13 protein-coding genes are annotated in these 10540 nt (G+C 70.7%); 3 read left to right on the forward strand and 10 right to left on the reverse strand.

All coding sequences use genetic code 11. The features are described from left to right. Positions 1-8: 8 nt before the first annotated feature. Positions 9-170, forward strand: a complete 162-nt coding sequence (locus tag H288_RS35260; protein ID WP_020095594.1) for a hypothetical protein — start codon at positions 9-11, stop codon at positions 168-170. 9 nt (positions 171-179) lie between these two features. On the opposite strand, the gene H288_RS0126495 is transcribed toward H288_RS35260, so the two are convergent. Next, positions 180-1124 (reverse strand): LysR family transcriptional regulator, encoded by a 945-nt coding sequence (locus tag H288_RS0126495; RefSeq protein WP_020095595.1) that lies wholly within the window; start codon positions 1122-1124, stop codon positions 180-182. Between the two features lie 243 nt (positions 1125-1367). Between H288_RS0126495 and H288_RS0126505 the strand changes: the two genes are divergently transcribed. After that, positions 1368-1808, forward strand: coding sequence for a hypothetical protein (locus H288_RS0126505; RefSeq protein ID WP_020095597.1), 441 nt, complete (start codon positions 1368-1370; stop codon positions 1806-1808). A gap of 82 nt (positions 1809-1890) precedes the next feature. Continuing rightward, the gene (locus H288_RS0126510) at positions 1891-2379 is read left to right on the forward strand and encodes a DUF302 domain-containing protein (protein ID WP_020095598.1); all 489 of its coding nucleotides are present in this window, start codon (positions 1891-1893) and stop codon (positions 2377-2379) included. 257 nt (positions 2380-2636) lie between these two features. Here H288_RS0126510 and H288_RS0126515 read toward each other — a convergent pair whose 3' ends face one another. The 9 genes from H288_RS0126515 to H288_RS0126555 form a co-directional block, all read right to left on the reverse strand. Further along, a complete protein-coding gene (locus H288_RS0126515; protein WP_020095599.1) occupies positions 2637-3323 on the reverse strand; it encodes a zinc metallopeptidase in 687 nt (228 codons plus the stop codon). A 175-nt stretch (positions 3324-3498) separates the two neighbouring features. Then, complete coding sequence (gene soxA / locus H288_RS0126520) at positions 3499-4245, reverse strand: sulfur oxidation c-type cytochrome SoxA (RefSeq protein WP_234083008.1); 747 nt, start codon at positions 4243-4245, stop codon at positions 3499-3501. A 54-nt stretch (positions 4246-4299) separates the two neighbouring features. Next, on the reverse strand, positions 4300-4620 hold the full coding sequence (locus H288_RS0126525) for a thiosulfate oxidation carrier complex protein SoxZ (RefSeq protein ID WP_020095601.1): 321 nt from the start codon (positions 4618-4620) through the stop codon (positions 4300-4302). Between the two features lie 5 nt (positions 4621-4625). Beyond that, a complete protein-coding gene (locus H288_RS0126530) occupies positions 4626-5078 on the reverse strand; it encodes a SoxY-related AACIE arm protein (RefSeq protein ID WP_020095602.1) in 453 nt (150 codons plus the stop codon). A gap of 29 nt (positions 5079-5107) precedes the next feature. Continuing rightward, positions 5108-5554: a sulfur oxidation c-type cytochrome SoxX gene (soxX, locus tag H288_RS0126535; protein WP_234083010.1), complete on the reverse strand. Its 447-nt coding sequence runs from the start codon at positions 5552-5554 to the stop codon at positions 5108-5110. A 20-nt stretch (positions 5555-5574) separates the two neighbouring features. Next, positions 5575-6834: an NAD(P)/FAD-dependent oxidoreductase gene (locus tag H288_RS0126540; protein WP_020095604.1), complete on the reverse strand. Its 1260-nt coding sequence runs from the start codon at positions 6832-6834 to the stop codon at positions 5575-5577. Continuing rightward, positions 6834-7127 carry a cytochrome c553 gene (locus tag H288_RS0126545; RefSeq protein WP_026605315.1) on the reverse strand — a complete coding sequence of 98 codons (294 nt, stop codon included), beginning with the start codon at positions 7125-7127 and terminating at the stop codon, positions 6834-6836. Before H288_RS0126545 ends, H288_RS0126540 begins: the two co-directional genes overlap by 1 nt. Next, positions 7124-9319, reverse strand: coding sequence for a molybdopterin cofactor-binding domain-containing protein (locus H288_RS0126550; protein WP_020095606.1), 2196 nt, complete (start codon positions 9317-9319; stop codon positions 7124-7126). The genes H288_RS0126545 and H288_RS0126550 overlap by 4 nt, the downstream gene beginning before the upstream one ends. Positions 9320-9333: 14 nt before the next feature. After that, complete coding sequence (locus H288_RS0126555) at positions 9334-9795, reverse strand: (2Fe-2S)-binding protein (RefSeq protein WP_020095607.1); 462 nt, start codon at positions 9793-9795, stop codon at positions 9334-9336. Positions 9796-10540: the final 745 nt, after the last annotated feature.

Here is a 10540-nt window from a genome sequence, read left to right on the forward strand (position 1 = left end):
GGGGCGGCATGGAACGGTTCGTTGTCGGCGCCGAGCGCGATCAGACGACGCTGTTCCCGCCTTATCTCGAAGATCGGATCGCCGAGGACAACCCTGTCCGGGTCGTCGATGCCTTTGCTGCCTCCAGGGGCACCCAAACGGAAAGGTGGCTCAGGGACCGAGAGGCGTGAGGCTACGAGCTACACCGCGTCTTCGCGGGCGCTACCGGCCTCCCGTCCCAGGCGAACCATGACCTCCCGCAGCCAGCGATGGGCGGGATCGCGGTCATAGGAGGCGTGCCACAGCATGGAGATGACGATCTCCCCGGTCGGCACCGGGACGGGGCTCGTCGCCAGGCCGAGTTGGGTCGCGAAGGTGGTGGCCAGCTCGTCGGCCATCGTGGCGATCAAGGGCGCGGCCTGCACGTGAAACGGCACGGTGGCGAAACGCGGCGTCGTCGCCGCCAGCCTCCGCGTCCGGCCCACCTTCGCGAGCGCCTTGTCCACCACCCCCGGGCCGACGCCGGTCAGGTACGTCAGGATGTGCGGGAAGCGGACGAAGTCGTCGAGCGAGAGCGGACCGCTCACGCCGAGCAGCCGGGGATTGAACAGGCTCAGGAAGCCGAAGCGATAGAGGGGCCGCACCTTGTGGTGGACCTGGCCCTCGGAGATCATGCCGACGGCCATGTCGATCCTGTCGGCGTCGAGGTCCCCCAGCACGCTCCCGTAATCGAGGCCGACCAGGTGCAGGCGGATGCCGGGCGCCTCGCAGGCGAGGAACGCGAGCAGGCGCGGGATGAGACGGACCTCGACGCTGCCGGGGATGGCGAGCGTGAAGGACCGCTCGACCTGCGAGGGGGCAAAGTCGTCCTCCCGGAGGACGATGCCCTGGAATTGGCGCAGGGCGGCGCGGACCGGCTCGAGGAGGGCGAGCGACCGCGGTGTCGGGCGCATGCCGTCCGGCGTGCGCGTCAGGAGCTCGTCGCCGAGGAGCCTGCGCAGGCGGGCAAGGCTGCTGCTCATGGCGGATTGCGTGATGCCGACCTTCGCGGCAGCGCGCGTGACGCTGCTCTCGGTCAGGAGTGCGTCCAGCGCCACGACCAAGTTCAGGTCGATGCCCGCGAGGTCACGGTGCTTGATCGTCATGGTCAGGTCCGCCGGTGGCTCGCGACCAGGGTCTCGGCGACCGGACAATGCGGCATCCGACCGAGCGAGACCATCAGGCTTCCGAGCCGCATCGGCCGCGCCATCGCGGCCGTCGAAAACCGAACCATCATTTACGGCGTAGATACTGGGTATCAACCGCATCTGTTTGATGAATACGCCTCCCGGCAGCATCTCCTCCTCATCGAAAGACGGGCCACCCCGTCACACCGAGAGGATCGAGAGATGACCCATCGTACCATCACCCTCACCGCCGCCCTGACGATGACCGTGGCGTCCCTCCTGCCGGCCGCCGCGTCGGAGGTGACCCTCGACACCGCCGCGCACGGCGCCTTCTCCGTCCCCGCCGTCATCGGCGCGGCCCACCATACGCCGGGTCTCGCGCTGAGCGCCGCCGACGTCCGTGCGCAGGGTGGTCACCTCGTACCGGCCCTCACGCGCTGGCAGGAGGCTCGGCCGGCCATCGCCTCCGTCGAGCCCTTCAAGGCGCCCGCCACCATCACCGTGGCCTATCGGAGCCGAGACGTCGCGACGCATGCCGCGCAGGTCCTCAAGCAGGGGGGCTTCGCGACCGCGGGCGTCGTCCGGTGGCTGCCCGACGCGCCTGTTGCGGTCGAGGCCAACACGAACACGGTCAAGCTCGGGTCGCTTGAGGCCATGAACTGAGCGAGCACTCGGACAGGCCGAGGACGAGCAGTCGAGGCCCGCCCGGCGAGCCGCCCGCTGCATGAAGTCAGGAGATCAGATCATGTCCGACCACTTCGCGTCGACCGAAATCGCGGTCGAGCACGTCACCCTTTCCTCGGCCAAGACTTTCGAGGCGGTCCGATCCGCCTTGGAGGCTTCGGTGCCCGTCATCGACCTCGATTACGCCACGCTCCTGAAGGCTGGACGAGTGGACGAGGCGCGCGACCTCCTCGAACGGCAGGCGCCGCTCTCGATCTTCGGCTCCCGAGACCATGGCGACGTGCTGCGCACCGCCGGGTTGAGCCGCAAGGCCGTCCAGTACGACATCGGCAACCCGCTGACGGCCGCGTCGATGACCCGGCACGCCGTTTCTGCCGCCTTGTACGCGCCGATCCGGGTGCTTCTGCGTGAGGATTCCGAGGGTGGCGTCGCCTTCGAGTACGACCGCCCGGTCAGCACCTTCGGCCAGTTCGAGAATCCGCAGGTCGACCGCGTCGCTGGCGAACTCGATGAACTGCTTCGGAGCACGCTCGCCGCGGCCGCCGCGTGAGGTGAGGCGCTCGAGAACGCCGCGGATCGGGGCCGAGTGTCTCCGTTCCGCGGGGCGCGCCGTGACGCGGCAGCTCTGTTCCACGCGCAGTTCCGACGCTTGTTCGGCTTCACGGCAGCTTCGGCCGCGACCAGACCGTCTCAAAGCCACCCCTCCGAGACGTTCGAGCGGTCGTTCGGTGGTGACAGAGGCTGGCTGATCGAAGGCAACCCGCTCACGGCCGAGCAGAGCAGGAGCGGACGCGCGTTTGGTAGGTCTCAGAACCGGAGGAGTCGCCGGAAGCGGGCGATGTTCACGAGCGACACGAGGGACGAGGCCACGTAGGTGAGGGCTGCGGCGCGCAAAACGGTGCGGGCGCCACGCATGTCGTCAGCGTCGAGGAAGCGGCCCGTTTCCAGGATGGGCAGAGCCCGCCGGTAGCTCGCATCGAGCTCGACGGGCAGCGTCAAGAGGTGAAACACGAGGCGAACGCTGAGGAGCGCGATGCCGAACCCGACCTGCAGGGTGAGCAGGGCGGGGGATTTGATGACGGCGAGCATGATGGGCGCGGTCATCATCACCAAGCCTGCGGCAAGCTCGAAGCCCTGCACGACCGGCGCGAAGGTCACCCGCGCCGCGAGCAGCCGGTCTCCCGCCGCGTGCTGGAGCGCGTGGGAGACCTCATGTGCCGCCACCGCGACCGCCGTGATGGAGCGGCCCTCATGGTTCTCCGGCGACAGGCGCACGACGTTCGCGACCGGATCGTAGTGGTCGGCCTGCGCGATCTCGACGGGAACATGCTCGAGCCGTGCCAGGTCGAGCAGATGGCGGGCAAGCTCGCCGCCGGTCCCGGGCAGGTCCGGCCGCTCGGTGGCGTGTTGCCGCATCACCCGGCGCACCCACCACTGGGGGCCGAACACGAGACCGAACAGCAGGGCGGCGCCGAGCGCCAGGAGGATCGGCATACCGGGTATGTAGGCGCGGGGCCGAATCCGTGGAAGCGCGGCGCTGGCTCGACCGCTGGAGCCACAGTCGTGGATCGACTGGTGGCTGAGGCGTTCGCGCTTCGGCCGTCCGGCGGGTCACCGCGGCGGTCGACGAGGTGCGCGCGGCGTCGAACGGTGGCCAGTCCGAGCTCGATCAGGGGCGCACGGCCGGCGTCTCCAGCGGCAGCGGCGCGGCGCGCGTCGCGAGGTAGAGTTCGAGCGCAACATAGTCCGGCGCGCCGTACCCGAAGGGCTCGGCGCGCATGCCGGTGAGGCAGTTGCGCAGGCGCCGTTGCAGCGAGCCGAGACCTTGCCATTCGAGGCGGTAGAGCGGGTAGCCGGTCGGGTGTCCCTGCGGGATCATCGCTGCGCCGAGGCGGTGACCCCGATGGTCGTCGTGGCAGATGGCGCAGGACAGGCCGAGCTGGCCCTGGCGCGTCTCGAACAGCGCGCGACCCGCCGCCCGCGCGGGCTCGAGCCGGGGATCGTCCGGCGGAGCGATCGGCAGCCCGCGGGACTGCACGGCGACGAAGGCCGTGAGCGCCAGCAGGTCGGGGCTCTCGTAGGCGAGGGCCTCGGAGCCCTGATGCTCGCGGCGGCACGCGTTGACGCGAGACTGGAGGTCGATGGGCCTGCCCGTCCGCGCGTCCCAAGCGGGATAGCGTGCCGCGACGCCCCGCATCGTGGACGAGGCCTCGCCGTGGCAGCCGGCGCAGGCGAGTCCCCCGGAGATGGGCGCCTTCGCCCAGAGGTCCTCCCCGTCCGCGACCGCGAGCATGCCGGGATTGGCCCCGTCGTCCCGCTGCATCGCCTGGATCTCGGGGCTCATCTGGTCGAAGCCCGAGCGTCGCTCGGCCGGCGGGACTGGCTCCGACCGCGCGAGAGGGCTGGAGAGGAGCAGCGCCACGAGCGCCGTCTGCAGCGGGGAGCTCGAGCGGCGCGGCACGGCGGAGACTCAGGCCACGGTGATCGCCGCGGATTCGGTCTGATCGAAGCCGCCATCGCCGCGCCACGTGAAGCTGAAGCGGCCGCTGCGCGTCGCGACCCAGGTGAAGGTCAGGTAGGGGTTGGCCGCCGAAGCGGGAAACAGCTCGGCCCGGAAGATCTCCTCGTCCTCGAAGCGGCAGACGAAGTCCGTCACGATGTTGCGCGGCAGGATCCGGCCGTCGGCACCGGGGCGGAAGCCCGTCTCCATCGGGTGCGAGATCAGGGTCCTGATCGTGATCGTGTCGCCGGGCTCGGCGGTCTTCGGCAGGTTGATCAGCGTGCGGGCCATCGGGGTCAGCCCTCCAGGCAGGCGGCGAGGGTCACGATGGCATCGGCGCTCGCCGACCAGTAGGTCCCGTCGCTCATCTCGGCGATGGCGGTGATGCGCTGCGTGTCGGCGAGCCGGATGCGTGTCGAGACCTGCGCGCGGCCGGCGCCCGGCCGCAGGTGGACCGTCACGACGTTCGGCTGCGGGTTCCTCTCGTTGAACACCCCGATCCGGCGCACGTGCTCCTCGGGCGTCATCGCGCTCTCGACGGCGACGGTGAGCGGCACCGTGTTGCCGTTCTCCACGAGCGGCGGCAGGTCGAGGGTCACCCGGCCCGGTCGGATCGGGTTGTCACCCGCGAAGCGTCGGATGGCGGATTCCGTCGTTTCCGTGCGCGGGAGCGTCGCCGCGGCGGCGGGGCGCAGCGCGACGGCGAGCGCGGTGCCGACAGCCCCGGCGAGCACACCGCGCCGGTCCATCGAACGCGCGCTCCGACTCCTGTGCCTGCTCATCGACCTTCCTCGGGACCCGCCTCGCGCAGCGTCGCCAGGAAGGCGACGACATCCTCGATCTCGGCCGCGCTCAGGATCGGCCGCCCCTGCCACGGCCGCCCCACGCGGGTGAGCCCGGTCAGGCTATAGTACGGTGGCATGATCGTCTCCGGGTTCAAGACCCGTCCGTCCACCAGCCGCAGGCGCAGCTGACCCGAGCCCAGCCGCCCGCCGACGCCCGCGAGATCCGGGGCGAGGTTGCCCTGGAACCGCTCCTCCGGGAAGGGCCCGGTATGGCAGAGAAGGCAGAGCCCGCGGGTCCGGTCCACGACGATGGCCCGGCCGCGCGCGGCATCGCCCGGCGCGCCGGTCAGGCTCTCGGGGATGGCGTCGCCGACGATCGCGGTGGGGACCAGGCCCTCCCCGGCCTGCGCCGGCGGGGCGGCGACTGCCAGCACGAGCATGGCGGCCACGCGGCCTTCCCTCATCCGAACACGTCCCGGGTGATCGTCCGGTACCAGCTCTCGCCGTAGGCCGCCTCCTGCGCGCGCACCGCGTCGGGCGCGTCGAGGGGGCTGATACCGCCGGCTCCCGGAACGTCCGCCAGGAGTCCGTCGGTCGGGCGGAAGACGCCCGCGATCGAGATGCCGTTGCCCGGTGCGACGAGGCTCCAGCAGGTGTTGATGAGCCTCGGGCTCTCGGGCTCCCGTCCGGCCATCAGGTCGATCACCGCCTGCGCGCAGACTTTGGCCTGCGCGTTCGCCGAGAAGGCGGATTTCGGCATCGCCCCTGCGATCGCCGCGTCGCCGATGACATGGATGCCCGGCACGAGGCGCGATTCGAAGGTCACCGGATCGATCGGGCACCAGCCGCTGCGGTCGGCGCAGCCGGCCTGCGCCGCGATGGGGCCGGCGCGCTGGGGCGGGATGATGCACGCCACATCGGCCTTGTACTCGGCGAAGTCCGTGCGAACGACCATCGCGGCGGCGTCGACTTCCGTGACCGCACCGCCCGAGGCGAGCGGCACGTATTCGAGCACGTCCGGGTACAGCTTCGCCCAGGCCGCCTCGAACAGTTTCTGCTTCGAGAACGTGTCCTTGGCGTCGAGCAGGACGAGCTTCGCCTTCGGCTTCCGGGTCTTCAGGAAATGCGCGATCAGGCTCGCGCGCTCGTAGGGGCCGGGCGGGCAGCGATACGGGTTGGCGGGTGCCGAGAGGACCACCGTGCCGCCCTCCGGCATGGCCTCGAGCTGGCGGGCGAGGAGCACCGTCTGCGCCCCGGCCTTCCAGGCATGCGGCATCGCCTCGGCGGCCTTCGCGTCGTAGCCCGGCACGGCGTCGAAGCGCAGCGCGATGCCCGGCGAGAGCACCAGGCGGTCGTAGGGCAGGACTGTGCCGTCGCCGAGCGTCACCCGGCGCGCCACAGGGTCGACCGCATCCGCCGTTCCGCGCACGAAGCGGAGCCGAGCCCGGCCGAGGGCCTCGTAGCCGAAGGTCTGGGCCTCGATCCCGCGCAGGCCAACGACGACCGCGTTGCTGCCCGTGCAGGCGACATAGCGCTCGGCCGCCTCGACCAGGGTCACGTCGACGCCGCCCGCGGCGAGGCAGCGCGCCGCCGTGGCACCCCCGAACCCGGCGCCCACGACCACGACGCGCGGCGCTGTGCCACCGAGGGCCGGGCGCGCCAGCGCGGCGGCCGCGGCTCCGCCGATCAGGGCGCGGCGGGTCGGAGAAGGAGCGCGCATCACCGCGATCCCTGCGCCGCGAACCAGGCGGCGATGGCCTGGCTCTCCTGCGCGCCGAACCCCTTGGCGATGCGGTTCATGAGCGTCGCCGGGCGCGCGCCGGTCCGGAAGGCCTCGAGGGCGCCGACGATCTCGGCTTCCGGCCGCCCCGCGAGCACGCCCATCGCGGAGCCCTCGGCGTGGCATCCGGTGCAGGACGAGGCGCCGGGCGGCGGCCGCATCTCGGCGGCGCCCGCGCCCGTTCCCCCGGCGAGGGCGGCGAGCAGCGCGAGCGCCGGCGTCATCGCCCTCATGCCCGGCGGAGATCCGTGTCCTTCAGCGGAAGCTGGCGGACGCGCTTGCCGGTCGCAGCGAAGATCGCGTTGAGCACGGCCGGCGCGGCGACCGCGATCGTCGGCTCGCCGACACCGCCCCAGAAACCGCCGGACGGCATCAGGATGGCCTCGACCGCCGGCATCGCGTCCATCCGCATCACGGGATAGCTGTCGAAGTTCGTCTGCTCGATGCGCCCGTCCTTCACCGTGCAGGCGCCGTACAGCGCGGCCGAGAGACCGTAGACGAAGGAGCCCGCCACCTGCGCGTCGATCTGCTGCGGGTTGACCGCGTGGCCGGGGTCGGTCGCCGCCACGATACGGTGGATCTTCAGCTCGCCCCGGTCGGAGACCGAGACCTCGGCCGCGCCCGCGACGTAGCTCCCGAACCCCATCGTCTGGCAGATGCCGCGGTAGACCCCCTCGGGCGGCTTGCTGGCCCATCCGATCCGCTCGGCCACCGCCTGCAGCACGGCCCGGTGCTTCGGGTGGTTGTCCATCAGCTTCAGCCGGAAGGCGAGCGGGTCCTGGCCGGCGGCGTGGGCCAGCTCGTCCATGAAGCATTCGAGATAGATGGCGTTCGGGTTCAGGTTCACGCCCCGCCAGAAGCCCGGCAGGATGTGCGGGTTGCGCATCGCGTGGTCGACCAGGATGTTGGGGATCGTGTAGCCGATCGCGGCCTCCGGACCTCCGGGGTTGAGACCCTGGAAGGTGACCGGGTCGCGGCCCTCGACCATGCGCTGGGGGGCGACCGAGGCCAGGATCGACTGGCCGGAGATGCGCATGTGCAGGCCGGTCAGGTTGCCGTCCCCGTCGAGGGCGGCGCGCATCCGGCACTGCGTGACCGGGTGGTACCGGCCATGCGTCATGTCCTCCTCGCGGGTCCAGATCAGCTTGACCGGCGTGCCCGGCATCTCCCTAGCGATGAGCACCGCCTGACGCACCCAGTCGTGCGTGGCGCCGCGCCGGCCGAAGCCGCCGCCGAGATGGATCTTGTAGACCTCGCACGACGTGGCCGGCAGCCCGGCGGCGTCGGCGGTCGCGGCCAGAGCCGCCTCGCCGTTCTGCGTCGGCGTCCAGACCTCGCAGCGCTCCGGCGTCCAGAGCGCGGTGGCATTCATCGGCTCCATCGTGGCGTGATTCTGGAACGGTACGCCGTAGACGGCCTCCACCACCTTGGCGGCGCCCTTGAGGGCGCCGGCCACATCGCCGGCCTTGTTGCCGACGAAGGCCTGCTCGGCGTCGAGTCCCTCGCGCAGGGTCGCCGCGATGGTCTCGCTGGAAACCATCGCGTTCGGTCCCTCGTCCCAGGCGACCGGCAGGGCGTCGAGGGCGGTCTTGGCGCGCCAGAACGTGTCGGCCACCACCGCGACCGCGCTGTCGCCGACCTGGAGCACTCTTCGGACACCGGGCATGCCCGACACAGCCGCGGCGTCGAAGCTCCTCACGCTGCCGCCGGTCACCGGACAGTCGCGGATCGCGGCGTTGAGCAGGCCGGGCAGCTTGAGATCGATCCCGTAGACCTGGCTGCCGTCGAGCTTGGGCAGGGTGTCGAGCCGCTTCAGCGGCTTGCCGGCGATGGTCCAGTCCTTCGGATCCTTGAGCACCACGTCCTTCGGCGGCTCGATCCTGGCCGCCTCCGCGGCGACGGCGCCGTAAGTGATGCTGCGGCCGGAGGAGCCGTGGGTGATCACGCCCCGCTCGACACGGCACTCGGCGGCGGGTACGCCCCAGCCCTTCGCGGCGGCGGCAACGAGCATCGTGCGGGCGGCGGCGCCGCCTCTTCGCACGTACTCGTGAGAATCGCGCACGCCGCGGCTGCCGCCAGTCGAGTAATCACCCCAGACGCGCTTGCGGGCGAGGTTCTGGCCCGGGCTCGGATACTCGGTGGTGACCCTGGCCCAGTCGCAGTCGAGCTCCTCGGCGACGAGTTGCGCGAGGCCGGTGAGCGTGCCCTGGCCCATCTCCGAACGGGCGATGCGAATGACCACGGTCTCGTCCGGCTTCACCACGACCCAGGCATTGACCTCCGGCGCGGTGGGCGCCGCGTCGAGGGTTGCAGCCCGTGCGGGGAACGGGATGTGGAAGCCGAGGGTGAAGAGACCAGCGCCGGCGAGCAGCGTGCGGCGGCTGGGGCGGGCAGCCTTCGGGGAGGCCTTGGATTCGAGGCTCATCTGCTCGTCCCCCGTCAGCCGGACTGGCCGCGCTCGGCGGCGATCTTGATGCCGGCGAGCACACGGTTGTAGGTGCCGCAGCGGCAGATGTTGGTGATCTCCTGGCGGATCTGCTCCTCGCTCGGACGCGCGTTCTGCGCCAGCAGCGCCGCCGAAGCCATGATCATCCCGGGCTGGCAGAAGCCGCATTGCGGCACGTCGAGCTCGGCCCAGGCTTGCTGGACCGGATGGCGGGCATCCGGCGCTAGCCCCTCGATCGTGACGATCTTCTGCCCCGCCTCGATCGCCGAGAGCGGCACGGAGCAGGAGCGGACGGCCGCCCCGTCGATATGCACGGTGCAGGCGCCGCATTGGGCGATGCCGCAACCGTACTTGGTGCCGGTCAAACCGATCTGCTCGCGGATGACCCAGAGGAGCGGGGTGTCGGCCTCGGCATCGACCTCACGCACGACGCCGTTGACGTTCAGTCGTGCCATCTGACCCCTCTCCCGAACGAGATTATGTATCCAGTATCCTCAAAGCGGGGGAGGCCTCAAGGGAGGGCGTGAGCGACCGTCGGCAGCAGCCATCCGGCGCTCGGACAGGTCGACGTCTGCGACCCGAAGGCGCCAAGGCTCTTGAGGCCCAAGGCGTGACCTCTCCTGCCATCGAACCGACTTCCCGCAGATCCCGGCCGCCGTCAGCTGGATCGGAACCGAGCACCATGCTGTGCCCGCTGGCCTGACGCTGCTCTCCGAGCGGATCGACGCGCATCCTCCCAGCCACACGCCTCTGCTCGACACCTTCAACGATGCTTCGCGTACATCTGAAGACCATCATCCACCGCGAGACGATGTCCGCTTCCGGGATACCGGCGCTGATCGCCGAATGGCCGTGACGAGCGCGAAGCCGAATGCCCGTGTGTGGACGCCCCATCGGATTCAAGGGGGTGTTGGAGAGATTTGTGCGCGCAGGATCAGGTGCTGCCGTGTGTCCGGCCTGTTGATGCAGCCTTCATCACGGCTGCTGGCCTGTATGGAGAGCGCGGATCGGGTCCAAGTCGCTTTGGCGCGCTCGAGGCGCTTGGCCATTCACTGGTTTTCCCGACCCCGTCTTCTGACCGTTGCGCCATACCTCTCGACTGACCTTCCCTGCCTCCCTGACGCCTCAGGCCGTGGCGATCACGCCGTGGCCGGAGCTCTGTAGGAGCCGCCATGGGCCATCAAGGCCCAGACGATCCTC

Source organism: Methylobacterium sp. 285MFTsu5.1 (genome assembly GCF_000383455.1).
In the GTDB taxonomy this organism is placed as follows: Bacteria; Pseudomonadota; Alphaproteobacteria; order Rhizobiales; family Beijerinckiaceae; genus Methylobacterium.

Coding starts and splice junctions, on each gene's coding strand:
- H288_RS0126530 (WP_020095602.1), bottom strand. CDS start 5,078: ATGGACCGGCGCGGTGTGCTCGCCGGGGCTGTCGGCACCGCGCTCGCC.
- H288_RS0126540 (WP_020095604.1), bottom strand. CDS start 6,834: ATGCGCGCTCCTTCTCCGACCCGCCGCGCCCTGATCGGCGGAGCCGCG.
- H288_RS0126515 (WP_020095599.1), bottom strand. CDS start 3,323: ATGCCGATCCTCCTGGCGCTCGGCGCCGCCCTGCTGTTCGGTCTCGTG.
- H288_RS0126505 (WP_020095597.1), top strand. CDS start 1,368: ATGACCCATCGTACCATCACCCTCACCGCCGCCCTGACGATGACCGTG.
- H288_RS35260 (WP_020095594.1), top strand. CDS start 9: ATGGAACGGTTCGTTGTCGGCGCCGAGCGCGATCAGACGACGCTGTTC.
- H288_RS0126510 (WP_020095598.1), top strand. CDS start 1,891: ATGTCCGACCACTTCGCGTCGACCGAAATCGCGGTCGAGCACGTCACC.
- soxX (WP_234083010.1), bottom strand. CDS start 5,554: ATGCTCGTGCTGGCAGTCGCCGCCCCGCCGGCGCAGGCCGGGGAGGGC.
- H288_RS0126525 (WP_020095601.1), bottom strand. CDS start 4,620: ATGGCCCGCACGCTGATCAACCTGCCGAAGACCGCCGAGCCCGGCGAC.
- H288_RS0126545 (WP_026605315.1), bottom strand. CDS start 7,127: ATGAGGGCGATGACGCCGGCGCTCGCGCTGCTCGCCGCCCTCGCCGGG.
- H288_RS0126495 (WP_020095595.1), bottom strand. CDS start 1,124: ATGACGATCAAGCACCGTGACCTCGCGGGCATCGACCTGAACTTGGTC.
- H288_RS0126550 (WP_020095606.1), bottom strand. CDS start 9,319: ATGAGCCTCGAATCCAAGGCCTCCCCGAAGGCTGCCCGCCCCAGCCGC.
- H288_RS0126555 (WP_020095607.1), bottom strand. CDS start 9,795: ATGGCACGACTGAACGTCAACGGCGTCGTGCGTGAGGTCGATGCCGAG.